The 25,759-nt window shown below is 59.0% G+C and carries 26 protein-coding genes and 2 pseudogenes; 16 read left to right on the top strand and 12 right to left on the bottom strand.

Going from position 1 to position 25,759, the window contains the following annotated elements; translation table 11 throughout:
- The 4 genes from QFW87_RS14250 to fabI are packed head-to-tail and all read left to right on the top strand — an operon-like array spanning position 1 to position 4,523.
- Positions 1-1,074 (top strand): microcin C ABC transporter permease YejB, encoded by a 1,074-nt coding sequence (locus QFW87_RS14250; RefSeq protein ID WP_074876283.1) that lies wholly within the window; start codon positions 1-3, stop codon positions 1,072-1,074.
- Between the two features lies 1 nt (position 1,075).
- On the top strand, positions 1,076-2,095 hold the full coding sequence (locus tag QFW87_RS14255; RefSeq protein WP_123364351.1) for an ABC transporter permease: 1,020 nt from the start codon (positions 1,076-1,078) through the stop codon (positions 2,093-2,095).
- A gap of 1 nt (position 2,096) precedes the next feature.
- Positions 2,097-3,707, top strand: coding sequence for an ABC transporter ATP-binding protein (locus QFW87_RS14260; protein ID WP_283190826.1), 1,611 nt, complete (start codon positions 2,097-2,099; stop codon positions 3,705-3,707).
- 21 nt (positions 3,708-3,728) lie between these two features.
- Entirely contained in the window at positions 3,729-4,523 is a 795-nt protein-coding gene (gene fabI / locus QFW87_RS14265; RefSeq protein ID WP_008152082.1) for an enoyl-ACP reductase FabI, read from the top strand.
- 181 nt (positions 4,524-4,704) lie between these two features.
- Here the strand turns inward: fabI and QFW87_RS14270 are convergent, their stop codons facing one another.
- Positions 4,705-5,571 (bottom strand): LysR family transcriptional regulator, encoded by an 867-nt coding sequence (locus tag QFW87_RS14270; protein WP_283190827.1) that lies wholly within the window; start codon positions 5,569-5,571, stop codon positions 4,705-4,707.
- A gap of 111 nt (positions 5,572-5,682) precedes the next feature.
- Between QFW87_RS14270 and QFW87_RS14275 the strand changes: the two genes are divergently transcribed.
- A complete protein-coding gene (locus QFW87_RS14275; protein WP_283184318.1) occupies positions 5,683-6,108 on the top strand; it encodes a VOC family protein in 426 nt (141 codons plus the stop codon).
- Positions 6,105-7,382, top strand: coding sequence for an amidase (locus tag QFW87_RS14280; RefSeq protein WP_283190828.1), 1,278 nt, complete (start codon positions 6,105-6,107; stop codon positions 7,380-7,382). The genes QFW87_RS14275 and QFW87_RS14280 overlap by 4 nt, the downstream gene beginning before the upstream one ends.
- Here the strand turns inward: QFW87_RS14280 and QFW87_RS14285 are convergent.
- The 6 genes from QFW87_RS14285 to QFW87_RS14310 form a co-directional block, all read right to left on the bottom strand.
- Complete coding sequence (locus QFW87_RS14285) at positions 7,329-7,928, bottom strand: GGDEF domain-containing protein (protein ID WP_283190829.1); 600 nt, start codon at positions 7,926-7,928, stop codon at positions 7,329-7,331. The genes QFW87_RS14280 and QFW87_RS14285 overlap by 54 nt on opposite strands.
- Positions 7,929-8,002: 74 nt before the next feature.
- On the bottom strand, positions 8,003-8,581 hold the full coding sequence (locus QFW87_RS14290) for a hypothetical protein (protein WP_283190830.1): 579 nt from the start codon (positions 8,579-8,581) through the stop codon (positions 8,003-8,005).
- Between the two features lies 1 nt (position 8,582).
- Positions 8,583-10,751 carry a xanthine dehydrogenase family protein molybdopterin-binding subunit gene (locus tag QFW87_RS14295; RefSeq protein WP_283190831.1) on the bottom strand — a complete coding sequence of 723 codons (2,169 nt, stop codon included), beginning with the start codon at positions 10,749-10,751 and terminating at the stop codon, positions 8,583-8,585.
- A 25-nt stretch (positions 10,752-10,776) separates the two neighbouring features.
- Positions 10,777-11,232, bottom strand: a complete 456-nt coding sequence (locus QFW87_RS14300; RefSeq protein WP_054615082.1) for a (2Fe-2S)-binding protein — start codon at positions 11,230-11,232, stop codon at positions 10,777-10,779.
- Positions 11,233-11,728: 496 nt separating this feature from the next.
- Positions 11,729-11,977 (bottom strand): transmembrane sensor/regulator PpyR, encoded by a 249-nt coding sequence (locus QFW87_RS14305; RefSeq protein ID WP_283184313.1) that lies wholly within the window; start codon positions 11,975-11,977, stop codon positions 11,729-11,731.
- A 160-nt stretch (positions 11,978-12,137) separates the two neighbouring features.
- Positions 12,138-13,496, bottom strand: coding sequence for an FG-GAP repeat protein (locus QFW87_RS14310; protein ID WP_283190832.1), 1,359 nt, complete (start codon positions 13,494-13,496; stop codon positions 12,138-12,140).
- A gap of 182 nt (positions 13,497-13,678) precedes the next feature.
- On the opposite strand from QFW87_RS14310, the gene QFW87_RS14315 reads away from it, so the two are divergent.
- Positions 13,679-14,182, top strand: a complete 504-nt coding sequence (locus QFW87_RS14315; protein WP_283184311.1) for a VOC family protein — start codon at positions 13,679-13,681, stop codon at positions 14,180-14,182.
- 33 nt (positions 14,183-14,215) lie between these two features.
- Positions 14,216-15,049, top strand: a complete 834-nt coding sequence (locus QFW87_RS14320) for an AraC family transcriptional regulator (RefSeq protein WP_283190833.1) — start codon at positions 14,216-14,218, stop codon at positions 15,047-15,049.
- Here the strand turns inward: QFW87_RS14320 and QFW87_RS14325 are convergent.
- Positions 15,046-15,630, bottom strand: coding sequence for a LysE family translocator (locus QFW87_RS14325; protein WP_283190834.1), 585 nt, complete (start codon positions 15,628-15,630; stop codon positions 15,046-15,048). The genes QFW87_RS14320 and QFW87_RS14325 overlap by 4 nt on opposite strands.
- A gap of 170 nt (positions 15,631-15,800) precedes the next feature.
- On the opposite strand from QFW87_RS14325, the pseudogene QFW87_RS14330 reads away from it, so the two are divergent.
- Positions 15,801-16,169: pseudogene (locus QFW87_RS14330) on the top strand (LysE family translocator); the annotation flags it as partial.
- 266 nt (positions 16,170-16,435) lie between these two features.
- On the opposite strand, the gene QFW87_RS29845 reads toward QFW87_RS14330, so the two are convergent.
- Positions 16,436-16,813 (bottom strand): hypothetical protein, encoded by a 378-nt coding sequence (locus tag QFW87_RS29845; RefSeq protein WP_349294117.1) that lies wholly within the window; start codon positions 16,811-16,813, stop codon positions 16,436-16,438.
- 258 nt (positions 16,814-17,071) lie between these two features.
- Between QFW87_RS29845 and QFW87_RS14340 the strand changes: the two genes are divergently transcribed.
- Positions 17,072-17,623, top strand: a complete 552-nt coding sequence (locus tag QFW87_RS14340; RefSeq protein ID WP_283184308.1) for a chalcone isomerase family protein — start codon at positions 17,072-17,074, stop codon at positions 17,621-17,623.
- Positions 17,624-17,642: 19 nt separating this feature from the next.
- Positions 17,643-18,167, top strand: a complete 525-nt coding sequence (locus tag QFW87_RS14345; protein ID WP_283184307.1) for a DUF3833 domain-containing protein — start codon at positions 17,643-17,645, stop codon at positions 18,165-18,167.
- Positions 18,168-18,261: 94 nt separating this feature from the next.
- Here QFW87_RS14345 and QFW87_RS14350 read toward each other — a convergent pair whose 3' ends face one another.
- Positions 18,262-19,188, bottom strand: coding sequence for a LysR family transcriptional regulator (locus QFW87_RS14350; protein WP_283184306.1), 927 nt, complete (start codon positions 19,186-19,188; stop codon positions 18,262-18,264).
- 155 nt (positions 19,189-19,343) lie between these two features.
- Between QFW87_RS14350 and QFW87_RS14355 the strand changes: the two genes are divergently transcribed.
- From QFW87_RS14355 to QFW87_RS14375, 5 genes and pseudogenes are all read left to right on the top strand, one after another.
- Complete coding sequence (locus QFW87_RS14355; RefSeq protein WP_283190835.1) at positions 19,344-20,549, top strand: MFS transporter; 1,206 nt, start codon at positions 19,344-19,346, stop codon at positions 20,547-20,549.
- A 107-nt stretch (positions 20,550-20,656) separates the two neighbouring features.
- Positions 20,657-20,782 (top strand): annotated as a pseudogene (locus QFW87_RS14360) (LysE family translocator); the annotation flags it as partial.
- Positions 20,783-20,888: 106 nt separating this feature from the next.
- Positions 20,889-21,971: a trifunctional transcriptional activator/DNA repair protein Ada/methylated-DNA--[protein]-cysteine S-methyltransferase gene (locus QFW87_RS14365; protein ID WP_283190836.1), complete on the top strand. Its 1,083-nt coding sequence runs from the start codon at positions 20,889-20,891 to the stop codon at positions 21,969-21,971.
- A 42-nt stretch (positions 21,972-22,013) separates the two neighbouring features.
- Positions 22,014-22,817 (top strand): isocitrate lyase/phosphoenolpyruvate mutase family protein, encoded by an 804-nt coding sequence (locus tag QFW87_RS14370; RefSeq protein ID WP_283190837.1) that lies wholly within the window; start codon positions 22,014-22,016, stop codon positions 22,815-22,817.
- A 4-nt stretch (positions 22,818-22,821) separates the two neighbouring features.
- A complete protein-coding gene (locus tag QFW87_RS14375) occupies positions 22,822-23,472 on the top strand; it encodes a DNA-3-methyladenine glycosylase (RefSeq protein ID WP_283190838.1) in 651 nt (216 codons plus the stop codon).
- Here QFW87_RS14375 and QFW87_RS14380 read toward each other — a convergent pair.
- Together QFW87_RS14380 and aguA are read right to left on the bottom strand one after the other, a co-directional pair.
- Entirely contained in the window at positions 23,447-24,544 is a 1,098-nt protein-coding gene (locus tag QFW87_RS14380) for an extracellular solute-binding protein (protein WP_283190839.1), read from the bottom strand. The genes QFW87_RS14375 and QFW87_RS14380 overlap by 26 nt on opposite strands.
- A 2-nt stretch (positions 24,545-24,546) precedes the next feature.
- Positions 24,547-25,671 (bottom strand): agmatine deiminase, encoded by a 1,125-nt coding sequence (gene aguA / locus QFW87_RS14385; protein WP_283190840.1) that lies wholly within the window; start codon positions 25,669-25,671, stop codon positions 24,547-24,549.
- Between the last annotated feature and the right edge of the window lie 88 nt (positions 25,672-25,759).

Below are 25,759 nucleotides of genomic sequence, written 5' to 3' on the forward strand. Positions count from 1 at the left end.
ATGCTGGCGTATATTTTTCGGCGACTGCTGCTGATCATCCCGACCTTGCTCGGCATTTTGCTGATCAACTTTGTGATCATCCAGGCCGCCCCCGGCGGGCCGGTGGAGCAGATGATCGCCAAGCTCGAAGGCTTCGAAGGCGCCACCAGCCGCATCGCCGGCGGCGGTGCCGAAGTCTCGGTGGCGGGTTCCGCTTATCGCGGCGCCCAGGGCCTGGACCCGGCGCTGGTCAAGGAAATCGAGCACATGTACGGCTTCGACAAATCGGCGCCGGAACGTTTGTGGATCATGATCAAGAACTACGCCACCCTGGATTTCGGCGACAGCTTCTTCCGCGACGCCAAGGTCATCGACCTGATCAAGGAAAAGTTGCCGGTGTCGATCTCCCTCGGGCTGTGGAGCACGCTGATCATGTACCTGGTGTCGATCCCGCTGGGGATCGCCAAGGCCACGCGACACGGCAGCCACTTCGACGTCTGGACCAGTTCGGCAATCATCGTCGGCTATGCGATCCCGGCGTTCCTGTTCGCCATCCTGCTGATCGTGGTGTTCGCCGGCGGCAGCTATTTCGACTGGTTCCCGCTCAGAGGACTGACCTCCAACAACTTCGACGAGTTGAGCATGGGCGGCAAAGTTCTCGATTACTTCTGGCACCTGGCATTGCCGGTTACGGCGCTGGTGATCGGCAACTTCGCGACCATGACCCTGCTGACCAAAAACAGCTTCCTCGACGAAATCAACAAGCAGTACGTGGTCACCGCCAAAGCCAAGGGCCTGACCAATCACCGCGTGCTCTACGGCCATGTATTCCGCAACGCCATGCTGCTGGTGATCGCCGGGTTCCCGTCAGCATTTATCGGGATCTTCTTCACCGGTTCGTTGCTGGTGGAAGTGATCTTCTCCCTCGACGGCCTCGGGCTGATGAGTTTTGAGGCGGCGATCAACCGCGATTACCCGGTGGTCTTTGGCACGCTGTTTATCTTCACCCTGCTGGGATTGGTGGTGAAACTCATCGGCGACCTCACGTATACCTTTGTCGATCCGCGTATCGACTTCGAAAGCCGGGAGCATTGAGATGAACCTGTCCCCTCTCAATCGCCGACGTTTCGAACTGTTCAAGGCCAACAAGCGTGGCTGGTGGTCGCTGTGGCTGTTTCTGCTGCTGTTTGGGCTGAGCCTCGGCGCGGAGCTGATTGCCAACGACAAACCCTTGGTGGTGCACTACGACAACGGCTGGTACTTCCCTGCGCTCAAGCGTTACCCGGAAACCACCTTCGGCGGCGAATTTCCGCTGGAAGCCAACTACAAGAGCCCGTACATCCGCGAATTGCTCAAGGCCAAAGACGCCTGGGTGCTGTGGGCGCCGATTCCCTACAGTTACCAAAGCATTAACTACGACCTGAAAGTCCCGGCTCCGGCGCCGCCCTCCACCGACAACCTGCTAGGCACTGATGATCAGGGCCGCGATGTGTTGGCCCGGGTGATTTACGGCTTCCGGATTTCGGTGCTGTTCGCCCTGACGCTGACCATTCTCAGCTCGATCATCGGCGTGATTGCCGGGGCCTTGCAGGGTTTCTACGGCGGCTGGGTGGATTTGGCCGGGCAGCGCTTTCTGGAGATCTGGTCCGGGCTGCCGGTGCTGTACCTGCTGATCATTCTCGCCAGTTTCGTCCAGCCGAACTTCTGGTGGCTGCTGGGGATCATGCTGCTGTTCTCGTGGATGAGCCTGGTGGACGTGGTCCGCGCCGAATTCCTGCGAGGGCGTAATCTGGAATACGTGCGCGCCGCGCGGGCGTTGGGGATGCAAAACGGTGCGATCATGTTCCGACACATCCTGCCCAACGCCATGGTCTCGACGATGACCTTCATGCCGTTCATCCTGACCGGCGCCATCGGCACCCTGACCGCGCTGGATTTCCTCGGCTTCGGTTTGCCGCCGGGCGCGCCGTCCCTCGGTGAACTGGTGGCCCAGGGCAAATCCAACCTGCAAGCGCCGTGGCTCGGCATGAGCGCGTTTGCCGTGCTGGCGTTGATGTTGAGTTTGCTGGTGTTCATCGGCGAGTCCGCTCGCGATGCCTTCGACCCGAGGAAGTGAAATGAATCAGGACAATCTGATCGAAGTGCGCGACCTGGCCGTCGAATTTGTCGTCGGCGAGCGCGTTCAACGGGTGGTCGAAGGCGTGAGCTTCGATATCAAGCGCGGCGAAACCCTGGCGCTGGTGGGCGAAAGTGGCTCCGGCAAATCGGTGACCGCCCACTCGATCCTGCGGCTGCTGCCCTACCCGCTCGCCCGGCATCCGTCCGGGACCATCGAGTACTCCGGGCAGGACTTGCTGAGCCTGAAAGAGAAAACCATTCGCCACATCCGCGGCAACCGGATAGCGATGATCTTCCAGGAGCCGATGACCTCGCTCAATCCGCTGCACTCGATCGAGAAGCAGATCAACGAGGTGTTGAGCACCCACAAGGGCCTGATCGGTAAAGTGGCGACCAAGCGCACGCTGGAGCTGCTGGAAATGGTCGGCATCCCGGAGCCCGAGAAGCGCCTCAAGGCCCTGCCCCACGAATTGTCTGGCGGCCAACGGCAGCGGGTGATGATTGCCATGGCCCTGGCCAACGAGCCGGAACTGCTGATCGCCGACGAGCCGACCACCGCGCTGGACGTGACCGTTCAGCTGAAAATCCTCGAATTGCTCAAGGAATTACAGGCCCGGTTGGGCATGTCGCTGCTACTGATCAGTCACGATTTGAATCTTGTACGAAGAATTGCGCATCGCGTATGTGTCATGCAGCGCGGTTGCATCGTCGAACAGGCATCGTGCGAAGAGTTGTTCCGCGCACCGCAGCATCCGTACACTCGGGAACTGCTGGCAGCGGAGCCCAGCGGCAAGCCGGCAACTAACGTTATCGGCCCGCCATTGCTGCAAGTCGAGGACCTGAAAGTCTGGTTCCCGATCAAGAAAGGCTTTCTGAAAAAGACTGTCGGCCACATCAAAGCGGTGGACGGAATCAATTTCAGCCTGCCTCAGGGCCAGACCCTGGGGATTGTGGGAGAAAGCGGTTCCGGCAAGTCGACACTGGGTTTGGCGATTTTGCGGCTGATCGGTAGCAAAGGCTCGATCCGTTTTGAAGGCAAGCAGCTAGACTGCCTGACGCAGCAACAGGTTCGGCCGCTGCGTCGGGAGATGCAGGTGGTGTTTCAAGACCCGTTCGGCAGCCTGAGCCCACGGATGTGCGTGAGCCAGATCGTCGGCGAAGGCCTGCGAATCCACAAGATGGGCACCGAGGCGGAACAGGAACAAGCGATTATTGCGGCACTCAAGGAGGTAGGTCTGGACCCGGAAACCCGGCACCGCTACCCCCACGAATTTTCCGGTGGGCAACGGCAGAGAATCGCCATTGCCCGGGCATTAGTGCTAAAACCGGCGTTGATTCTGCTGGACGAGCCGACATCGGCCCTCGACCGGACAGTGCAGCGCCAAGTGGTGGAGCTTTTGCGTTCACTGCAAACCAAGTACAACCTGACGTATCTGTTTATCAGCCATGACCTGGCTGTCGTCAAAGCGCTGAGCCACCAGCTGATGGTGGTCAAGCAAGGCCAAGTGGTCGAACAGGGAGACGCGCAAAGTATTTTTGCGTCCCCCAAACATCCGTATACACAGCAGTTGCTGGAAGCCGCTTTCCTGGCCCCAGCCACTGCGCAATAACCTGAAAGAGAGGAGCAACACATGGGTTTTCTCGCCGGTAAGCGCGTACTGATCGTCGGTGTCGCCAGCAAGCTGTCCATCGCATCCGGCATCGCTGCCGCCATGCATCGCGAGGGCGCTGAGCTTGCCTTCACTTATCAGAACGACAAACTCAAGGGTCGTGTCGAAGAGTTCGCACAAAGCTGGGGTTCCAACCCTGACCTGTGCTTCCCGTGCGACGTGGCCAGCGATGAAGAAATCGCCAAGGTCTTCGTTGAGCTGGGCAAGAAGTGGGATGGCCTGGACTGCATCGTGCACTCCGTCGGCTTCGCCCCGGGCGACCAACTGGATGGCGACTTCACCGAAGCCACCACCCGTGAAGGTTTCCGCATCGCTCACGATATCAGCGCCTACAGCTTCGTGGCCCTGGCCAAAGCCGGTCGCGAAATGATGAAAGGCCGCAACGGCAGCCTGCTGACCCTGTCGTACCTGGGCGCCGAGCGCACCATGCCGAACTACAACGTGATGGGCATGGCCAAGGCTTCCCTGGAAGCTGGCGTTCGTTACCTGGCCGGCTCCCTGGGCCCGGACGGCACCCGCGTCAACTGCGTATCGGCTGGCCCGATCCGCACCCTCGCCGCTTCCGGCATCAAGAACTTCCGCAAGATGCTGGCCGCCAACGAAGCGCAAACCCCGCTGCGTCGTAACGTCACCATCGACGAAGTCGGCAACGCCGGCGCCTTCCTGTGCTCGGACCTGGCGTCCGGCATCAGCGGCGAAATCATGTATGTGGACGGTGGCTTCAACACCACGGCCATGGGCAGCCTCGAAGAGTAATCTTCGGCCAGCCCACTAAAAAACCCGCCTCTTCAGGCGGGTTTTTTTATGCCTGCGATTTGAGGCCTGATGCAATCCCCTGTGGGAGCGAGCCTGCTCGCGATGGCGGAGAGTCAGTCGACATCAATTTTGACGGTTAGTCCGCTATTGCGAGCAGGCTCGCTCCCACAGGGGTTGGTGTTTACTCGGTAATTTGTGTCAGACACCGGGCAAACAATTGCTGGATCGGCTGTGTGCGCTGGCTATAGCGCTGCAACAGGACGATCTCCCGGTAGAACGTCAACTCCCCCAACGGAATGATCCGAACCTTCGCCCCATGCTCAAGCCAGAGCCCCGCCTCGGGTAGCAGCGACACTCCCAACCCGCATTCAACCATCTTCACGATGGCTTCCAGCTCATCCAGCTCCAAAGCCACCTGCACATCAATCTGCTGCTCGCGCAAAAACCGCGTCACCAATCTTCCACCGAACGAATTGCGGTCGTAACGCACGTGCGGATGGCTCGCGAGGATCTGCAACGGCTCATCGCCTTCAAGGTCCGCTGGCACGATCAATACAAACGGCTCCTTGCGGATGACCTGCGCTGACAGTTCCTTGGGCAACTCGAACGGCGGCTTGATCAGGATCGCCAGATCCACCTCACCGGTGTCCACCTGGCTCAACAGGTTCAGCGACACGCCGGGCACCAGTTTTGGCTCCAGCAACGGCGCCTGTTGCCTCAGTCGCAGCAATGCCTGGGGCAGCAGTCCGGTCTGGGCCGTGGCCACCGCGCCAATTTTCAACTCGCCGCGATACTCGCTGACATCATCGCTGACCGCCATGCGGCTGAAGGTCTCCAGCATTTCCCTGGCCATCGGCAATGCGCGCTGGCCCGCCGCATTGAGCAGCGCCTGACGTCCGGTGCGGTCGAACAAACGAATACCCAGGGCCTGTTCCAGATTGCGAATCTGCGCGCTGACGGCCGACTGGGTCAAGCCGATGTGCATACCGGCCGCGGCAAAAGTGCCGTAGCGCGTCACCGCAATGAAGGTTTTCAGTTCTCGCAGCATGGCCTTCTCGATTGATTGAAATAATTTGAGCTCGACGCAAAAATTATCGTCTTTTAATCAAAAAGCACAGGACTAAACTCAGTCTGAATCCAGACAGCCGAGGCACATCCAATGCAACTCTCCCCTTTTCACTTGGCCATCCCGGTCTACGACCTGACTGCTGCACGGAATTTTTATGGTGAAGTGTTCGGCCTGGAGGAAGGTCGCTCAAGCGATCATTGGGTCGATTTCAACTTCTTCGGCCATCAGTTGGTCATTCACCTGGCGCCGAAAAACGCCTCTCAAGAAGCGGCGCACACCAATGCTGTCGACGGTCATGACGTGCCGGTGCCGCATTTTGGTGTGGTGTTGGGGATGAGCGAATGGGAGGCTCTGGCCGAGCGGTTGAAAGCCCTCGACACCCGATTCGTGATCGAACCGGGCATTCGCTTTCAGGGCTTGGTAGGTGAGCAAGCGACGATGTTTCTCTTTGATCCATGCGGCAATGCGCTTGAGTTCAAGGCATTCAAGGACATCACTCAGTTGTTCGCCAAATGATCCGCCCCGCCCCGGATGCCACGACCCTCAGTCAGTCCGTGATCAAGGGTGAGACGACCGCCGCCGTCATCGCCGAAACGGTCCTGGAACGCATTCAGGCGCTGGAGCCGGACATCCGGGCCTTCGTCTCGTTCGATGCCCGAAAAGTACGCACCGATGCTGCGTTGCACAACAGTCGTGGCTTGCTGGCCGGAGTCCCGGTGGGGGTGAAGGATGTCTTCGACAGTGCCGACCATCCGACGCAATTTAACTCGCCCATCTATGCCGGTCATCAACCTGCCCGGGATGCCCATGTGGTGACCCTGCTCCGTCAGGCCGGCGCGCTGATCATGGGCAAGACCCACACCACTGAATTTGCGTACATGCACACCGGCCCGACCCGCAACCCGCATGACCCGGACCGCACGCCGGGCAGCTCCAGCGCCGGTTCAGCGGCCGGGATGGCAGCGGATTTCTTTGCTGTGGCGCTGGGCACCCAGACTGCCGGTTCACTGCTGAAACCGGCGTCCTATTGCGGTCTGTTCGCGTTCAAACCGTCGTTTGGACTGGTATCGCTGGAAGGCGTAAAGCCGCTGGCGCCGAGCTTCGACACCGTAGGCTGGTACGGTCGCTCGGTGCGGGATCTGCATTTGGTGGCGCGGGTGTTGATTCCAGGTTTTGCAGTGCCTGAGGTTGAACCACGTCCTCTGCAATTGGGCTTCTATCGCACAGCGCGCTGGGATCAGGTCGACCCCGAGGTGGCCAACGCCCTGAAACAGGCCGTGGACCACTTGCGCAGCGCCGGCCATCAAGTCAACGACGTGCAACTGCCAGATGAATTTGCCGGGGTATTCGACGATCACCTGTTAATCAACGATTGCGAAGGCGCCCGTTCTCTGGCGAAGGAGTTTCAGGAACACCGCGCACTGTTAAGCCCTTCGACGTTGGCAATGTTCGACCGAGCGGCGACGACAACCTGGGAACAGGAGTCCGCTGCCAAGGCCCGGTTGGCGGCGCTTGCACCGCGCCTGAATGAACGATGTCAACCCTACGACGCAATGCTCGGCCCCTGCTGCGGGATGGTCGCGCCCGTGGGTCTGGAAAGCACCGGGCCATCGGATTTCATCAAGTTCTGGGGCGCGTTCGGCTGGCCGCAGGTGAATATCCCGCTGGTTCGCGCTGAAGGATCAATGCCTATCGGTTTACAGATGATCGGCCGCTTCAGAAATGACGGTTCGTTGCTACGGGCGGCCGAACGGGTCGCTTCCGATTTGCTCACTGATCGCGGCCAATAAGCCCTCGGCCGTCTGGTGGAGCGCAGGATGAAACTCGATCTGATCGATACTGAAGCGGATGTCATAACCGCGGTGCACCGTGGCATTGCGCTCTTCGAGTATTTCTTCGAGTCGCGCCCTGATCGCGGGTATTTCCACAACGCTTGAGCCGGTCAGTAACGCGACGAATTTGTCGCTGCCCAACCGGCCGATCACATCGCTCTCGCGAAAGGCAATTCGCAGCACATCAGCGAAGGTTTTCAGGGCGTTGTCGCCCTCGGCGCGACCATAGAGATAGTTGATGTGTTTGAAGTCATCAATATTGAAAAGCAGCAGCGTTGCTGGCTTTTTCAGCTGTTGGCAGACATCCAGCCCTTGTTGGGCCAGCGCTGTAAAACCGTGTCGATTGGAAAGCAGCGTCAACTCGTCCATGCTCGCCATCTGCACACCCATCAGCTCCTCCTCGGCCTTGCGGGCCAGGTCACGCAGCAGCTCGCGCTCCTGCAGTGGCGTGCGCAACGGGTTGGCGTACGTGCCTGGTTTTACCGGTTTGCCTGGGATCAGCATTACTCACTCCATTGACGGGTATATTTCTTAGAGTCGTCCATACCCGGTTTGACTCCCTGTTAACGGACCGCCGGTCAACTACCCACGACCGGACATGGCCCTCCCGCGTCTGCCCAGCGTTTGAACTGGGTGACGAAAATGTCGTGCGGCACCGGGACCGGCGCCCTTCCCTGACCCGGATTCCAGCCCCAAAGCACCAATTTGTCGTCGCTGACATGCTTGATCAGCGCGGCGAAATCGCGGTCACCGTTGCTGGAACGGTCCTTGATCATTGCGCACAACTGGTCGGCCGGCAGACCGATCCAGGCCATTTTGTGCGCGGCTGCCGGCAAGCTCCAGTGCGGCGCCCCTGGCGGTGCGTGAGCGCCGTAACTGGCCGGCGGATTACGCTCGGCGTGGCAGGTTGCGCAGGGCAAACCCGCCGCCCCCTTGCCGTCCATGCCCCGCACGACGTTCATTGCGTGAGGAATCCCAGCGTCGAATTGCAACGGCGAATCGCCGGGGATATGGCAGTTCTGGCAGCGCGGGCTCTGAAAGACTTTTTGCACGGTATCGAACGCCTTGATGGCTTCTTTATCGTCAGCAAACAGGTCCTCGGCATAGCCGATCAGGCCGACCAATACCACCGCGCCAAGAATCAGATGTCGTCTCATCTCACACCCCCGACAGTTGCAGCGGCAGTTCCCGCAAGCGCTGGCCGGTCAGGGCGAACACCGCGTTGGCCACTGCCGGCGCCGTGGGCGGCACACCGGCCTCGCCGATGCCGCCGGGTTTGTCGCTACTGGGCACGATATGCACTTCCACCACCGGCATTTCGTTGAGCCGCAGCACTTGATAGTCGTGGTAATTGGACTGCACCACTTGCCCGTTCTTGAAGGTCAGTTTGCTGTGCAAGGTAAATCCGAGGCCGAAGGTGATGGCCGATTCCATTTGCGCTGCGATGCTCATCGGGTTGACCGCAATGCCGCAATCCACCGCACACACCACCCGGTGTACGCGGATCGCGAGGTTGTCCTGGGACACCTCGGCCACCTGGGCAACATAACTACCGAAAGACTCATGCACCGCGACACCCAACGCATGGCCGTCCGGCAGTGGCGCCTTCCAGTTGGCTTTCTCGACGGCCAGGTTCAGCACGCCAAGATGCCGTGGATGGTCCTTGAGCAAGGTTCGTCGGTACTCGACCGGATCCTTGCCGGCCGCCTCTGCCAGTTCGTCGATCAGCGACTCCATCACGAACGCGGTGTGGGTGTGCCCCACCGAACGCAGCCAGAGCACACGAATGCCGGTTTGCGGCGAATGCAGATCAACCTGGTGATTCGCCAACCCCTTAAGGTACGGACTGTCGGCGACCCCTTCGACAGACGTCTTGTCGATGCCATTCTTGACCATGGTCGCCTCGAATGACGTGCCTGCCATGATCGACTGCCCGACCATGACATGCTTCCAGGCGATCGGCAGGCCGCCGGCATCGAGGCCGATGCGCGCCTGATGGAGGAACGCGGAGCGGTAGTAACCACCGCGAATGTCGTCCTCCCGGGACCAGACGGTTTTCACCGGTGCGCCCGCTGCCTTGGCGACTTCCACGGCTTCAGCGACAAAGTCCGAGGTCGGATTGGCCCGGCGACCGAAACCACCGCCCAGAAACTCGGTGTGAATCTCCACCTGCTCGGGTTTGAGCCCGGTGATTTTCCCGGCGACCATTTGATCCAGCGTCTGGAACTGGGTGCCGGTCCAGATTTCGCACTTGTCCTGGGTGATTTTCACCGTGCAGTTGAGCGGTTCCATCGGCGCGTGGGCCAGGTACGGCACGCTGTACTCGACATCGATGGTCTTCAACGCTTTACCCAGACCTGCCGCGACATCACCGGCCTGACTGGCCGAAGCGCCAGGGGTGGCGGCGAGTTTGCGGAAGCTTTCCAGCAGCTTCTGACTGTCGAGCCCGGTGTTCGGCCCCAGATCCCAATCGACCTTCAACGCATCGCGCCCCAGCTTCGCCGCCCAGTAATGATCGGCAATCACCGCCACCCCGGAGGGCACCTGCACCACTTTGTGCACGCCCGGAATCTCCAGCGCTTCGGCGCCTTCGAAGGATTTGACGCTGCCCCCGAACACCGGCGAGCGCGCGACCATGGCGGTCATCAGGCCGTCGAACTGCACGTCCATACCGAACTTGGCGCGGCCGGTGATTTTCTCCGGAGTGTCCAGGCGCTTGGTCGGTTTGCCGATGATTTTCCAATCCTTGGACTCCTTGAGCTTGATCGACGCTGGGTCCGGCACCGGCAGCTTGCCGGCGTCATCCGCCAGTTCGCCGTAGGTGGCGCGTTGGTCGCCGGCAATCACCACACCCGATTCGGTGCGAATTTCGGAGGGAGCAACGTTGAAGCGCTTCGCCGCCGCGTCGATCAACATCAAACGCGCCGCTGCACCGGCCTGCCGGTAGCGGTCGAACTCCATCCAGGTCGAAGTCGAACCACCGGTAATTTGCATCCCGCCAAACCCGGCCAGGCCATACTCGGCGGCCGAAGCCGGTGCATGTTCGACACGGATCTTCGACCAGTCGGCGTCCAGTTCTTCGGCGATCAACATGGTCAGGCCGGTCCAGATGCCCTGGCCCATTTCCGAATGGCCGAGCAGTATGGTGACGCTGTTGTCATTGCCGATCCGTAAAAACGCATTGGGCGCGAAAACATTGCCTTGATTCTCGGCGCCCATGGCAAAGCGATGGGCACCGGGGATGACAAACGCCACCACCAGACCACCGCCCAGCACCGCGCTGCCCTTGAGGAAACCGCGGCGTGACAGAGGATTGAGGCTGTTCATTATTCGGACTCCCGTCAACGTGGCATCAACCGATCTCGGCGGCGCGTTTGACCGCTGCGCGGATCCTTGGGTAGGTGCCGCAGCGGCAGATGTTGCCGGACAGCGCCTGATCGATGTCGCTGTCGGTGGGTTTGGGGATTTTCGCCAGCAACGCGGCGGCCGACATGATCTGCCCGGACTGACAGTAACCGCACTGCACCACGTCAAGTTCGGCCCAGGCTTGCTGCACCGGGTGCGAACCGTCGGTGGACAGGCCTTCGATGGTGAGGATTTTTTGCCCGTGGGCCACGGCTGTGGCGGGGGTGATGCAGGAACGCAGTGGCGCGCCGTCGACGTGCACGGTACAGGCACCGCACTGGGCCATGCCGCAACCGAATTTGGTGCCGGTCAGGTGCGCGACATCGCGCAGGACCCATAGGAGCGGCATGTCTGCGGGGACATCCAGCGCCTGGTCCTTGCCATTGATGTTGAGGGTCAGCATAGCGAATGTCCTCAGACTCACGGTGTTCTGAAGGGGCTCTCGTTAGGCCCTTGTAGGAGCCGAGCTTGCTCGCGATGAACGATAACGCGGTGTGCCAGACCTGACGCCATCGCGAGCAAGCTCGGCTCCTACAGGGTGGACGGGCTCTCGGGAACCTCGGGTTATCCCTACAGCTAAGCGCAAATTGCCGGGCGAGACAGGTTCATCGACCACCGGTCACACAAAAAAGACTGAAGTAACCCGCTCCGTGTAGCAGCTGCCGAGCCTGCGAGGCTGCGTTCGGCGACGCAGTCGTCGTAATCCTTGCGCATGCAGTTTTCCTGGCGCTCCGCAGTGCCTGACTTCACGACGACTTCGTCGCCGAACGCAGCCTCGCAGGCTCGGCAGCTGCTACCCAGAGCGGTGGGGGCTTAGAAGTCGGTGGTTGCGCACCTCGGGCCTTTATTGATTTGGCCACCCGGTGGATCGCTGAAAAGGGAAGCCTGGGCCGTCGCCTTCAGGCCACGGCGCCGACCAGACCTTTGCCCAGCCGATGCTGCGCCAGAAGACGCATCACGTAGCCGATTTTGAGCAAGGTCGGCCCGATGATGGTCATAGCATGCATCGACACCAGCACCACGATCGACAAATGACCGTCGTAGAGGTAAGCGCCGTAGATACCCGCCACCAGCAGCGCGAGACCGGCACCGAGGACCCGGCTCGACAGGTGCAGAACGTTCTGAGGATTGCTGAAGAACTCGAACATTTTTCCGTACTCCTGAATCAGAATCAGTTGTACGTTGGGTGTATCAAGTCTCGTGCCAGATTAAAAATCTATAAAAATCAAATATTTGAAGCTATACAAGTCGATATGACTACTTTCGAAAGTAGTCATATCGACCCTATAAAAAGTCATTACGACTACATCAGGGTTGTTTCACGTAAGCCGCGCTGTACTTCTGATACTCACCAAAACCGGTCACTTCTGCGGCGCCGTTGAGCAACTGCAGGCGAAACAGCGGATCTCCCTGGGAGTCCAGTGCGATGACAAGGTTACCGGCGAGCAATGGATACTGATGATGGACTTCAACAGGCGGATCCTTGAGCTGAAAAATGCTCAGGTTGATGTCCGCCATCTCGGGGCCGTTGTCGATTCCCGGTAATACTTTGACGGTCAACTCGCCGATACGCCGGTCCTGGACATTGCTCACGAGGTAGCGCCCTTCTCGCTGACTGTCAGTAACCCGCTCAAGCTTTTGCGCGGCGACTTTGAACGCGGTCGGCCTCACATTGATGCTTAATTGACGAGAGCCGTTGATCCACGTGCCGGTCTGGCTGCCCTGTTCGTTCGGCGTGCCTTCGACGAACCAGTTGCCGATCATCTGACCGTCGTCGTCCAATTCACGCAAAACGATACCGCCATCTTCGTAGGTATTGCCCACCAGCCGGATCGGTTGACCGCTGCCGGTCTTGCTGTAGCGAACTTCCCCGACGTAGACATCACCCTGACGTTGCCACCACAGCTCAACGGGGATCTTGTCATCGAGGGTGCCGCGCAACATGACGGGCACTTCACCAACAGGACCTTCGAGACGACGACGCTCCGTCCACTGGCCGGACTTCAGTTCACGATCGGTCACGTCCACATAGCCATAAGGCATAAACGGGTTGGCTTCCGACGGTTTTTGCACCACCTCTGTTTTCTCGGCCACCTTCACAGGACGGTTGTCCTGTATTTGCCATGTCGCGCTCTGGCGCCAACAGCAACCGCTTTTGGACTGGGTATGCAGGCGCTTGGTGACCGGATCGATGTCGAACATGCCCAGATTCGCGTCACGGGTCAGAGCGGAAAAGGACGTGCTCGACACGAGCGTCGGACTCTCGGGATCGAACAGATAGATGTCGTAGGAAGGACCGCCATAGCCCGCTTCATTGCCATTGCGTACGGCAAGATCTTGTTGCCCGTCGAAATTGAAATCGCCGAACAACATCAGACTTTGATCGGCATACGCCAGGTTGCGGTCGAACTCCGAAGCTTTGTGGCCTGGCTTGAACAGGGCGAACGCTTCGGCTGACTCGATGCGCTGCAGCACCTGCCCGCCAGCCCTTTCGCGCAACGTAATCAGCGCAGGGGCGCCGTCGAAAGTCTGGGTGGGCGGCTGTGCAAACAGCACGTCGATGACGTATTTCTGCGCAGGATCCGTGAGGTGATACGTCAACGGCTCGGCGCTTACAGCAGCGGCAACCAGCAGACAGGAAACAGCCAATAAACGAGGGGCAACCATGATGCAGAGCGTCCTTGCGGCAAACCAGATCGGCAAGTCTAGCGGCTATCGGGTCGGGCCGACATTGTTGATGCCATCGACAAAGGAAACTCTTTCAACTTGTCGATCTACGGTACGGCCCGACGAGCCGAGGCTGACTACGCTGAAAGTCCAGCCTGAGTAATCCGTAGAGGAGCTACACCATGCACCGCGTTCAAAAACTCACGCCCTGTCTGTGGTTCGACAATCAGGCCGAGGAAGCCGCGAAGTTCTATTGTGCGATCTTCGATCATTCGAAAATCAGCGCCACCACCCACTACGGCAAGGCCGGTCAGGATATCCACGCCAGGCCCGAAGGTTCGGTGATGACGGTCAGTTTCGAACTGGACGGACAGAGTTTTACCGGCCTCAACGGCGGTCCCCTACTCAAGTTCAATGAAGCGGTTTCATTTCAGGTCAATTGCCATACTCAGGAAGAAGTTGACCACTTCTGGGGGCGCCTGTCCGCGGGCGGTCCCGTTGAGGCCCAGCAATGCGGCTGGCTCAAGGACAAATTCGGCGTGTCCTGGCAGATCGTGCCGGTGGCCCTGATGGACATGATTAAAGATCCCGACACAGCAAAATCCCAACGCGCCATGACGGCGATGTTGCAGATGAAAAAACTCGATATCGCAGCGCTGCAACGAGCCTTTGACGGCGAGAGCTAATACACTTCGACGCTGACCTGCCGAGGACTGACCATGAAGCCCGCCGTTGCCAAAAACGCTGACAAAGCCCCGCGCTTCTGGCGCGACGACGCCCTGCCGTTCATCGAAGCCCGCTCCATCGCCGACGGCCGCGAGGTCTGCTACACCCGGCATTCTCACGAGCACTTTTCCATCGGTGCGATCACGGCCGGGCGCAGTACCTACCTCCACGAGCAATCGGAGTTTCAGGTCAGTGCCGGCACCGTGGTACTGATGAATCCCGGCGATGTCCACGCCTGCAATCCCATCGATGACCAGCCGTGGTCGTACCTGATGCTGTACGTCGAGACACCTTGGCTGACCGATTTGCAACATCAGCTCGGCTTCAGCCAGGACTTGGCGTTTCGCCGGTTTTCCATCACCCACACTCACGACAGCGACCTGTTTGCCGGCCTGAAAGGTTTGTACGACGTGCTGGTCGATGCGCAGCAAGACGTGTTGCGCAAGCAAAGCGCTGCCGTGGAGTTTTTCACCGACGTACAACAGCGGCTCAATCCGATCGATCAACCGCTGCGCGAGCCCAATTTCAAACTGGAACGGGCGGCCGATTACATCCGCGACAACTGCACGCACATGCTCAAACTCGAAGACATTTGCGAGGCGGCCCAGCTATCGCCGTCCTACCTGATCCGTGCGTTCAAGCAGCATTACGGCATGACGCCCCACGCCTTTCTGGTCAACCGGCGTATCCAGTTCGCCCGCGATCAGCTGCGCAGCGGCAAGCTGATCGCCGATGTGGCGCTCGAAGCCGGGTTTGCCGATCAGGCGCATTTTCAGCGAGCGTTCAAACAACATCTGGCGGCGACGCCGGGGCAGTACCGCGGTTAAAACAACAGGTACACCGCGCTCGCCGCCAGCAGCAACGCCATGCTCCGATTGAACAGGCGCATGCCCGCCGAGTTACTCAGATAGCCGCGTAAAAACGTCCCGGCATAGGCCCAGCAGCCGACGGACAGGTAGCAAATCACCAGATACACCGCCGCAAACTGCCAGACCAGTCGCGCCTCGCCATCCGCCACAAACGCGCCCATGCCGGCCACGCAAGCCAGCCAGGCTTTCGGGTTGAGCCATTGCATGACGGCGCCGTACAGCATCGACGGCGCACGGCCTGACTCTTTCGCATCCAGATGTCCCTTGTCGGTAGCCAACTTGAAGGCCATGTACAACAGGAACGCCACACCCGCCCATTGCACCACCTGCGTCAGCGCTGGCCATCGCTGCAACACTTCATGCAGCCCTAATCCCATCAATACCAACAACACGACAAAACCCAACGTCGCCCCGGCTACATGCCGTTGACTGGCGCGAAAACCAAACTGCGCGCCGGAACTCAACGCCACGATATTCACCGGCCCTGGCGTTATCGAGGCCACCAATGCAAATGCCGCCATCGAGATAATCAGACTCATCACAGACCTTCTTCAATTGAGTTGAACGAGGCCTCAAGGTAAAGAGCGACCTGATGGCTGTATTGAACAAAACACCCCTCAGCTGTACCGCGACCGCCGTCCACCACTGTATGAGTCAAGCCACCCCAGGCCTGTGATAAAAATACCGTTCCTGCTTTTGGAGCCCCGCCATGGACCTCGCCACCCTCACCCTGTTTCTACCGGCCTGCTTCGCCCTGAACATGGCGCCCGGGCCGAACAACCTGTTGTCGGTCAGCAACTCGACCCGCTAAGGCTACCGCATCGCCTGTGTCGCCGGGATCGGTCGGCTGCTTGCGTTCGCCGGCATGATCGCCCTCGCGTCTGCGGGGTTGGCGGTGGTGCTGCAAACGTCAGGGTTGTTGTTTTACGGAATCAAGATTCTGGGGGCGGCGTATCTGCTCGACCTCGCCTGGCAATTGTGGCGCGCGGATCCCGGGGCGGAAAACAGGGTGGAAGGTGCTCCGGCGGGGATGCTGGCGTTGGCATGGCAAGAGTTCCTGGTGGCGGCCGGCAACCCTGACGATGGCCAATCGAAAGTTCGCTGATAGTCCGTATCGGCCAGAAGCGGACATTCGAGTCTACGTCCGCTGCGGATCGTCATAATTCGGCAACTCGATCGCATCAGCCTTCAGAGAAAGGATTTTTCCGAATAAGGTCTTTAACCCCGGTGCGGTGGCCATCCTCAACACCGCGTGACCGAGCGCGATACCAAATCGCGAATGCGGCGATGCCAGTCTAGGCGCGGACTTGGGTACGCTTAGCGCCTGAGCGACGTAACGGCGCATCAGTTTTCGAAGGCCGCAAACGCGCGGGCGTGGTCGGCGTGGCGGCTCAGTTCGCCAGCCAACACATAAGCGCCGCACAGTCCCAGACTTGTGCCCATGCCGCTGATAGGCGATGCCCAATAGGCTGCGTCACCAACTAGCGCGATGCGCCCTTTGTTCCAACAGGGCATCTTGACCTGACCTACCGCGTCCAGATAAAGGTCGGTCGCCTCCTCCAGCGCAGCGAGCACGCGAGGTGTCTCCCAACCGGCGTCGGCAAACATTTGCTTGAGCAGCGATTTCTGCTCGGCCAGCTTGAACTCATCGGTCGCGCGACTCATGTCACGTAGTCTCAGGCTATCCAATTTCAGGATGCGCTTGAGGTGGGCAAACAACATTTCGACCTTTTTACGTTCGTGGCTAGAGCGCACGTACACAGGTGTCGCTGCGATTCGAAGACTACAAGGAGCAGCGTCTGCACAACGCTTTCAATTGTCGCTTGCCGAGGGAGTTCAGGCGCTTGGCAATAGCATTATTTGAACAAGGCGTTGGCGTCCGTTTTTGTGGGGGCAAGCCCAGTTTGAGACGTTAGCTGTACAAAATAATAATTTGGTATAACTTTTAAAGGCGCCCATTGAGTTTTACTGAGGTCTTGCATGACTATGCAGACGGATCGCTTAATCCGCCGCGTTATCTGTCTTGTTCTGATGCTCCAGAGTGCAGAACTATTTGCTGATTGGCGTGAGGCTTTACCCGATGCTCGTCTGTTGGGTAGCGGGGATATGCGAGTATTTGGTTTCTCCATCTACAGCGCGCATTTCTGGAGCCCACGCCTGATTGCCGGTGAACCGCTGGGTGCAGATGTGCCTTTTGCGCTGGAGCTGACCTACAGTCGCGCTATTAGTCGCGATGATCTGGTCGAGGCCAGCATCAAGGAAATCCGTCGCCTGTCACCCAACTCCCTGAATTCAGAGCTGATGGCTCGCTGGGAGTGGGAAATGCAGCAAGCGTTTGTCGATGTGGGCGCAGGTGACCGCATCACCGGAGTCTATATGCCTGGAGAGGGCGCACGTTTTTACGTCGGCGAGAACCTACAGCATGTGGTGAGGGATGATGCGTTCGCCAAAGCCTTTTTTGCGATCTGGCTTGACCCCCGAACACGTAACCCGGAGCTGCGCGCCCAATTGCTGGGCGCAGCTAAACCCTGAGGTCGTTGAGCAAATGCACATGTTGAAGATATGGATAATGCTGCTATGCATTGGCCTTGCGAGTTGCAGCCGGGTAGATGTGCATACCTACAGCCAGGAGACGCCCAAGCTTGAGTTGCGCGAATTCTTCGAGGGCCGGGTCGAAGCTTGGGGTATGTTTCAAAAGCGTTCAGGCGAGGTCACCAAGCGCTTCCACGTGGAGATCAATGGCCACTCCGAAGGTAGCAGACTGATACTCGACGAATCATTTACTTACAGCGATGGTACTAAGCAAAAACGAGTGTGGACGCTAACCCCTGTTGGCCCTAGCCAATGGCGCGGAACCGCTGGCGACGTGGTGGGCGAGGCGCGTGGTGAGGTGGCAGGCAATGCACTGCGCTGGAGATATGTGCTGAGCCTTCCGGTGGATGGCAAGGAGTATCAGGTTCAGTTAGACGACTGGATGTACCTTATGGACAAGAACACCATGATCAATCGCTCGTTCATGACCAAATTCGGGGTGGAGGTAGGTCAGATCACCTTGTTCTTCCGCAAGCAGCCTTGAGTCAACGGGCATGCTGTCCGGCCATCCAGTGCAACGCCGACATCAATATCGCCCAAAGAAAAGGGGCTTGCAATGAGGGGGAGTCCATATACGGTCATTGGATTTTGCTAGTAGACGGCACCAAATTAGCGGCAAGCTCCTCCAGTAACGCACTGACTTTGGGAAGTGCCTGTCGACTTTTGATCCAAACCAGATTGATCGCTAGGCCATCGGTTGCCAAGTGGGGAAGCACTTCAACCAATGTCCCCTCTTCAAGCTGACGCTTGATCAACCACGAAGGTAACTGCGCGATCCCGCATCCCGCCGATACCGCGATCACCAGACCTTCGCCATCTCCCACAACGAACTTTGCGGCTATCGCCCTGCGTTCAATTTCGCCCGGGTGCTTTCCTGAAAAACTCCAAGGGTTAACCGTTCCATCCGCCCAGCCGTAAGCGATGCACTGATGCTGTTCCAAATCACGATCGGTCACAGGCGTGCCATGTTTGCTCAAGTACGCGGGCGACGCACAGAAGATATGCCACTCACTGCCCAGATAGCGATGCCCCAGCGCAGCGGGCCAAATGTCCGAACCACCGATGCGTACAACGATATCGACACTTTCCTCGATAGGGTCGATGAAACGGTCAGAAAACGAAATGTGTGGGAGCAACAGCGCATGTTCCTGAGCAAACCGGAGAATGACCGGAAGCGCCTGCAAGCGGCCGAAGGCACCTGGAAGGTCAATGCGAATCCTGCCACGAGGCTCAGTGTTTTCGGCATGCAGAGACAGCTCAGCCTCTTCCAGGTCAGCCAGGACGCCTGTACACGTGCGATAGAACGCAACCCCCGCATCCGTCAGTGACAAGCGTCGTGTCGTGCGATGGAACAACCGAACCCCAAGCCTACTTTCCAATCGAGCGATGCCTTTGCTGACTGCCGACCCCGTCAGACTCATCCGCTCGGCAGCGGTTTTGAAACTGCCGCAGTCCGCGACGCAGACAAATACATCAATGCCCTTTAATCGTTCGGAGGAAAACATGGATGCTCCGTATTAATGAACTAAGTTCCGCAAACTTGATAATAAACATCATAAATCAGAACAGGATTCCCCAGTAAGATTGATTCCGACGCATCAATCAACAAGATGCGACTGGCGAATTCCATAAAAACAACCTGCTGAACGATGATGCAAGGATGCTGACCACATTAAAAAACTATCCGACGACGGTAAATTTGCTGCTCTCAGCGTCCCTGATATTGACCTTGGCGCGAGCTATCACCCTGCCTTATCTGGTCATCTACCTTTCCGGCAGTTTCGGCTTGAACGTCGCCGATATCGGCCTGGTCATTGGCAGCACACTGATTATCGGGTCGTTATTGAGCCTTCACGGTGGCTTTCTGGTTGATAAAATGTCCAGTTACCGGCTGATCCTGGGACTCAGCGGTGTGTTTACGCTGGGTTTTCTCGGGACGTTTCTTGCTCGCGATCTCTGGCTGTTCTACAGCTGCCTGCTATTGATCAACCTGGCTTATGCGGTCATTGATATCGCGGTCAAATCAGGATTTGGCAGTCTGCTTCCCGTCACTGATCGCAGCGAAGTTTTCTCGATCAAATACACGCTGACCAATATCGGGTATGCCGTCGGCCCGTTTCTTGGCGCTGGGATGGCCAAGCTGGATATCAGCTTGCCATTCCTGTTATCCGCCGGGCTTGGGGCAGGATTCTTCTTCATCTATTTCGTTTGGGGCGATAGAGACCTGAACGCCACCGATGAAGCTCAGAAACCCGCGCCGTTTCTCGCCGTGGGAAAACTACTGCTCCAGGATTATCGGTTGGTGTGTTTCACCCTTGGCGGGCTCTTCAGCGCGGTGGTCTTTGGCCAGTTCACCGCTTATCTCTCGCAGTATCTGGTGGTCACTACTACGCCAGAATCTACCTACCAGATCATCAGTACCGTTGTGGCTACCAACGCACTCATGGTTATCGGGTTGCAATATTCCATAGGCAGAAAGATCTCCCACAGACACCTGAATTTGTGGCTTGCGGCGGGGCTGAGCATGTTCATGATGGGGTTGGCGGGTTTTGCCCTGTCGACCTCTATTCTGCTCTGGGTCATTTCCATGGCCATCTTCACGGTCGGCGAGATCATCGTATTCCCCGCCGAGTACATGTTCATCGACAAAATCGCTCCAGACAACCTGCGCGGCATGTATTACGGAGCGCAAAACCTGTCCAACCTCGGTGCAGCACTGGGCCCGGTTCTTTGCGGAGTCGTATTGGCGACCCAGCGTCCTCACTACATCTTCTACATGCTCGCGCTCTTCATTGTTGCGGGTGGATTGTTTTACCTCCTGGGAGGTTCCAATTTGAGCGCTACAACGGGTAAGGATCCTGATTGATGGGCAGCAATGAGGAAGCCGGTGAGGAATCAAAAAATCACCTTGTAAATGTCCGTTTTGGGTCGAAAGCGGGCACCCAGCAGCTGAGATTCAAGCTGGGCACCAGCAATCCGAAAGCGATCCTGATCTTCACCGCGTTCCTGCCCCAATTTGTCGACTCGACCCAAGCCGTATCGCCGCAATTCGCCGTGTTGGGCGCGTTGTTCCTGGCTCTGGAATGGATCGCCATCGGCGGCCTCGGTGTTGCTGATGGCGCGACGGGCCTGATTGGCGGGATCTGTGGAATTCTCTGTCGATTTTTCGGTGGAGGCGTTGGGCGACGCGTCTTATGCTCACTGCATGAACCTACAAAACGCTTTGCTTCCGCCCCACGCCGAGATGGTTCGCGCCATGCTCGAACGAGACACCGCCTACGAGGGGGTGTTCTTTACCGCGGTCAAAACCACCGGCATCTTCTGTCGCCCCAGTTGCACGGCGCGCAAACCGAAACCGGAGAATGTCGAGTTCTTCGCTCATGCCGATGAGTGCATGTCCGCGGGCTACCGCGCTTGCCTGCGCTGCAAACCACTGGACGCGGCGGCCATCGCGCCGGACTGGGTGCAGCGGCTGCTCAAATCGGTGGATGCCGACCCCGAGCAGCGCTGGACCGATGCCCAGCTGCTGGCCGAGGGCATCGAACCGCTGAAACTGCGCCGCTGGTTCAAGCAGCATTTCGGCATGACCTTTCACGCCTGGCTGCGCACCCGACGCCTCGGCATGGCGTTGGGCGGGATCAAACAGGGCGACTCCATCGACAACGCCGCATTCGATTCGGGCTACGAGTCCCTGAGCGGGTTTCGCGATGCGTTTCAAAAGTCCTTCAACATCACGCCCGGCCGCGCCGCCAACAGCGAGCCACTGCTGTTCACTCGCCTGACCACACCGCTGGGGCCGATGATCGCCATGGCCGAACGACGTGGGCTGGTGCTGCTGGAGTTCCTTGATCGGCCAGCGCTGACCAAGGAAGTCGAAGAATTGCAGAATCGATACGGCTATGCGGTCGCGCCAGGACATAACGCGCATTTGCAGCAGATTGAAGCCGAGCTGACGCAGTACTTCGCCGGCAAACTCACTGACTTCAACGTTCCACTACACTTGCCTGGCAGCGATTTCGCCCGACAGGTCTGGGCCGAACTGGCGAAGATCCCGTACGGCCAGACCATTACCTACGGCGCCATTGCGGCGTTATTGGGCAAGCCCGGCGCCAGTCGCGCCGTGGGCCTGGCCAACGGGCATAACCGTCTTTCGATTGTTGTGCCCTGTCACCGGGTGATCGGCGCAGACGGTTCGCTGACCGGCTATGGTGGAGGGCAACCGCGCAAGGCGTTCTTGCTAAGGCTGGAAAAATCGGCGGTGCAGATCACGCAACAACTCGCATTCTGATCATTTACGGGTTTCTCAAAAAGTCATAAGGAAGGACATTCGATGGACAACCTATTTCACCAGTTGCACCACGACGGCTTGCTGATCCTCACCAACGTCGCCGATGCCGCCGGGGCGCGCATAGTGGAACAGCTGGGCTGTAAAGCCGTCGCCACCAGCAGCGCGGCAGTCGCCTGGGCTCACGGTTATCCGGATGGCAATGCCCTGCCCCTTGAGCGCCTGATTTCAACGGTCGAGTACATCGCCCGGGTGATCTCGGTGCCGTTGACCGTGGACATCGAGGCCGGTTATTCCGATGACCTGACGCGGGTGGCCGACCTCATCGATGCGGTGATTGCCGCCGGGGCCGTCGGGATCAACATCGAGGACGGTGCGTCCCCGCCCGAGCTGCTGGTGCGCAAGATCGAAATCGCTCGGCAGGTTGCCAGTCGCCGAAATGTGAAGCTGTTCATCAACGCCCGCACCGATGTGTACCTCAAAAGCCTGGTGCCCGCCGAAGATCGCGTGGCCGAGACGCTCAAGCGCGCCGCGTTGTATCAGGTGGCCGGTGCCGATGGGTTGTTTGCTGCCGGGGTCACCGCGGAGTACGAGATCGCTGCGCTCTGCCAGGGCACCACGCTGCCGGTGAACGTGCTCGGGCTCCCCGGATTGCCATCGCCCGAAGAGCTGAAAGCGCTCGGCGTACGCCGTTTGAGCGCAGGCTCGCGCATCGCCGAGTTTCTTTATGGCGCCATGAGCGCACTGGCCAAGAGCTTTCTGGAAACAGGGACACTCGACAGCCGTGATCTTAAGGCCTTCACCTATGGCGAAGTGAACGCGCTGTTGGCGCCGTCCGGGAAAGCTTGACTCCATGCCCGACGCCTATTTGCCCGCCACCGAATTTCTATCGTCCATCGATGAGGACTGGCGCCGCCACATCGCCGCCATCGGTCCTTGCCTGCATCAGCCCCATGCGGCTCGCGATCCTTATGAGTCGCTGGTGCGGGCGATTGCCTACCAGCAACTGCACGCAAAGGCTGGGGATGCGATTGTCGGTCGGTTGATCGCGTTGTTTGGGACGGGCGCGTTCCCGAAGCCTGAACAGATTCTGGCGACAGGCTTTGATCAACTGCGCGGTTGCGGGTTTTCCGCTGGCAAGATCGCGACCATTCAGGGCATTGCCCAAGCGGCGCTGGACAGTGTGGTGCCGGATTACGCCACGGCACTGGCCATGGAGGATGAAGCCTTGATCGAGCGCCTGATTACCCTGCGCGGAGTTGGGCGTTGGACGGTTGAGATGTTGCTGATTTACAGCCTGGAACGGCCGGATATTTTGCCGGCCGATGATTTTGGGGTGCGTGAGGGGTATCGGCGGATTAAGGGGTTGGAGGTGCAGCCCAATCGTAAGCAGATGATTGAGATCGGGCTGGGGTGGCGTCCGTATCGGACGGTGGCGGCGTGGTATTTGTGGCGTGTTCCAAAGCCGCCTGTTCCAGTCATAACCCCGACTTCAACCGACTGAACGCCCGAATCAACGCCCGGTTAAACGCCTTGCCATTGTCATTCTTGCTATACAACGAAGCCCTCACCTCCGCCGACGGATACGTCCCCGGGTCATTGCGAATCGCCGGATCAATCAAGCCGTCCGCCGCCGTAATCGCATTGGCGTAATGGATGGTGTCAGTGATTGGCGCGATCACCTCCGGCGTCATCAGATAATCCATCAACGCCAGCCCCGCCTGAGGATGAGGCGCATCCTTGGGAATGACCATCGCGTCGAACCAGATTAACGTGCCCTCCTTCGGTATCCGATAACTCAGCGTGAACGGCTTGTTCGCAGCCTCGGCCTGCCCGGCGGCGATGGCCACATTGCCGTTCCACGACATCGCGACGCAGGTGTTGCCATTGGCGAGGTCGCTGATATTCAGGTCATTGTCGAAGTAGCGGATGTAGGGCCGGATCTCGGCCAACTGCTGCTCGGCCCGTTTCAGGTCATCGAGGTTCTGACGGTTGATGTCCAGCCCCATGTACTTCATGACCGCGGCGAACACTTCGTTGGGATCGTTGAGCAAACTCACCCCGCAATCGGCAAATTTTGACACCACTGCCGGGTCGAACAGCATGGCCCAACTGTCCCGTGGTGCGTCGGGCAGGCGCTTCTTGATCGCCTCCTCCTGATAGCCGACGCCAGTGGTGCCCCAGGCGTAGATCCCGGCATAGCGATTGCCCGGATCGAACACCGCCATGTGCTGGCGGAACTCGTCACCCACGCCGGCAAAATGCGGCAGCTGTTGCAGGTTCAGGGTTTGAATCGCACCGCTCTGGATCGCCCTGGACAAATGCTGGCCGGCGGTCAGCACCAGGTCATAGCCGCTGCGGCCGGTGAGCAGTTTGGTCTCTGCGGTTTCCAGGGAGTCGAAGTGGTCGGCCACCACGTGGATGCCGGTTTTCTTCTCGAAATTGGTCAGGGTGTCCGGGGCCAGATACTCGCCCCAGATGTACAGATTGACCACCGGTTTGGCGGTGTCGGCGGCCTGCACACACAGGGGTGCGAGCACCAGCAGTAATGCTTGAGTCAGTTTGTGCAGGCCCATTTTCAAACTCCCTTTTTGTTGCAGGCACTGCCTGCGTACTGCGGCATGGTGATACAGGCGACGTTACCGCCGCCAAGGAGGATTTCCCGAGAGTTTTCGATACCGACGATTTTATGTTGCGGGAACAGTTCGGCGAGGGTCGCCTGTGCGGCCTGATCGTTGCGATCGCCAAACAACGGCACCACGATTGAGGTGTTGCCGGCGTAGTAGTTGATGTACGACGCGCAGATTTTGGTCCCGGCCTGACGGGTGTGCGTGCTGTCTTGCTGATCCAGGCCTTCGGCTTCCTCGGCGGTCCATTCCAGCACATCCGGTTGCGGCAGCTTGTGCACTTTCAACTCGCGGCCACGGCTGTCGCGGGTGCTGCGCAGGATGTCGTAGGCCTCCTGGTAGATTTCCCATTGCGGGTCATCGCGATTATCGGTCCATTGCAGCACCACTTCACCGGGGCGCACGAAGCACGCGAGATCGTCGACATGGCCGTCGGTTTCGTCAAACTTGCAGCCCCGTGGCAGCCAGATGATTTGCTCGGCGCCGAGGTAATCGGTCAGTCGGCGGGTGACTTCTTCCTTGCCCAAATGCTGGTTGCGATTGCGGTTGAGCAGGCATTGCTCGGTGGTCAGAATGCTGCCCTGGCCGTCGCTCTGGATACCGCCCAGTTCAGCAATCAGCGGCGCGCGGTAGCGGTCGAACCGTTCGATTTCGAGGATTTTGCTGGCGATTTGATCGTCCTTGTCCCACGGGTAGTACAAGCCGCCATCGAGGCCGCCGTATGCGTTGAACTCGAAGTCCACGCCGCGCACCTCACCGCTGTCGTCGTTGACCACAAAGCAGGGGCCGCTGTCACGGAACCAAGTGTCGTTGCAGGTCATTTCCACCACCCGCACGTGAGGCGGCAGTTGGCGGCGAGCGGTGGCGAACTGCGCAGCGGAGGCGCACACGGTGACCGGTTCGCTGCGGGAGATGGCGGTGACGATCTGCACCCAGACTTTCTGCGCAGGCTTGGCGCCGTTGCGCCAGACATCGGTGCGCTCCGGCCAGCCGAGCCAGCAACCGGACTTGGTTTCGAACTCGCCGGGCAAACGGAAACCATCGAGTATGGGGGTGGAGTCGAGCAAACGTGCCATGGTCAAACCTCATCAGCGGGGATTGGAATGACCACAGGCTACGGTCGCCGGCGCCCTCCTCGCCAACGATGATTATTTCGGAATACTT

The organism is Pseudomonas sp. PMCC200344 (assembly GCF_030053095.1).
GTDB lineage: Bacteria > Pseudomonadota > Gammaproteobacteria > Pseudomonadales > Pseudomonadaceae > Aquipseudomonas > Aquipseudomonas svalbardensis.

Coding starts and splice junctions, on each gene's coding strand:
- QFW87_RS14250 (WP_074876283.1), top strand. CDS start 1: ATGCTGGCGTATATTTTTCGGCGACTGCTGCTGATCATCCCGACCTTG.
- QFW87_RS14255 (WP_123364351.1), top strand. CDS start 1,076: ATGAACCTGTCCCCTCTCAATCGCCGACGTTTCGAACTGTTCAAGGCC.
- QFW87_RS14260 (WP_283190826.1), top strand. CDS start 2,097: ATGAATCAGGACAATCTGATCGAAGTGCGCGACCTGGCCGTCGAATTT.
- fabI (WP_008152082.1), top strand. CDS start 3,729: ATGGGTTTTCTCGCCGGTAAGCGCGTACTGATCGTCGGTGTCGCCAGC.
- QFW87_RS14270 (WP_283190827.1), bottom strand. CDS start 5,571: ATGCTGCGAGAACTGAAAACCTTCATTGCGGTGACGCGCTACGGCACT.
- QFW87_RS14275 (WP_283184318.1), top strand. CDS start 5,683: ATGCAACTCTCCCCTTTTCACTTGGCCATCCCGGTCTACGACCTGACT.
- QFW87_RS14280 (WP_283190828.1), top strand. CDS start 6,105: ATGATCCGCCCCGCCCCGGATGCCACGACCCTCAGTCAGTCCGTGATC.
- QFW87_RS14285 (WP_283190829.1), bottom strand. CDS start 7,928: ATGCTGATCCCAGGCAAACCGGTAAAACCAGGCACGTACGCCAACCCG.
- QFW87_RS14290 (WP_283190830.1), bottom strand. CDS start 8,581: ATGAGACGACATCTGATTCTTGGCGCGGTGGTATTGGTCGGCCTGATC.
- QFW87_RS14295 (WP_283190831.1), bottom strand. CDS start 10,751: ATGAACAGCCTCAATCCTCTGTCACGCCGCGGTTTCCTCAAGGGCAGC.
- QFW87_RS14300 (WP_054615082.1), bottom strand. CDS start 11,232: ATGCTGACCCTCAACATCAATGGCAAGGACCAGGCGCTGGATGTCCCC.
- QFW87_RS14305 (WP_283184313.1), bottom strand. CDS start 11,977: ATGTTCGAGTTCTTCAGCAATCCTCAGAACGTTCTGCACCTGTCGAGC.
- QFW87_RS14310 (WP_283190832.1), bottom strand. CDS start 13,496: ATGGTTGCCCCTCGTTTATTGGCTGTTTCCTGTCTGCTGGTTGCCGCT.
- QFW87_RS14315 (WP_283184311.1), top strand. CDS start 13,679: ATGCACCGCGTTCAAAAACTCACGCCCTGTCTGTGGTTCGACAATCAG.
- QFW87_RS14320 (WP_283190833.1), top strand. CDS start 14,216: ATGAAGCCCGCCGTTGCCAAAAACGCTGACAAAGCCCCGCGCTTCTGG.
- QFW87_RS14325 (WP_283190834.1), bottom strand. CDS start 15,630: ATGAGTCTGATTATCTCGATGGCGGCATTTGCATTGGTGGCCTCGATA.
- QFW87_RS29845 (WP_349294117.1), bottom strand. CDS start 16,813: ATGTTGTTTGCCCACCTCAAGCGCATCCTGAAATTGGATAGCCTGAGA.
- QFW87_RS14340 (WP_283184308.1), top strand. CDS start 17,072: ATGACTATGCAGACGGATCGCTTAATCCGCCGCGTTATCTGTCTTGTT.
- QFW87_RS14345 (WP_283184307.1), top strand. CDS start 17,643: ATGTTGAAGATATGGATAATGCTGCTATGCATTGGCCTTGCGAGTTGC.
- QFW87_RS14350 (WP_283184306.1), bottom strand. CDS start 19,188: ATGTTTTCCTCCGAACGATTAAAGGGCATTGATGTATTTGTCTGCGTC.
- QFW87_RS14355 (WP_283190835.1), top strand. CDS start 19,344: ATGCTGACCACATTAAAAAACTATCCGACGACGGTAAATTTGCTGCTC.
- QFW87_RS14365 (WP_283190836.1), top strand. CDS start 20,889: ATGAACCTACAAAACGCTTTGCTTCCGCCCCACGCCGAGATGGTTCGC.
- QFW87_RS14370 (WP_283190837.1), top strand. CDS start 22,014: ATGGACAACCTATTTCACCAGTTGCACCACGACGGCTTGCTGATCCTC.
- QFW87_RS14375 (WP_283190838.1), top strand. CDS start 22,822: ATGCCCGACGCCTATTTGCCCGCCACCGAATTTCTATCGTCCATCGAT.
- QFW87_RS14380 (WP_283190839.1), bottom strand. CDS start 24,544: ATGGGCCTGCACAAACTGACTCAAGCATTACTGCTGGTGCTCGCACCC.
- aguA (WP_283190840.1), bottom strand. CDS start 25,671: ATGGCACGTTTGCTCGACTCCACCCCCATACTCGATGGTTTCCGTTTG.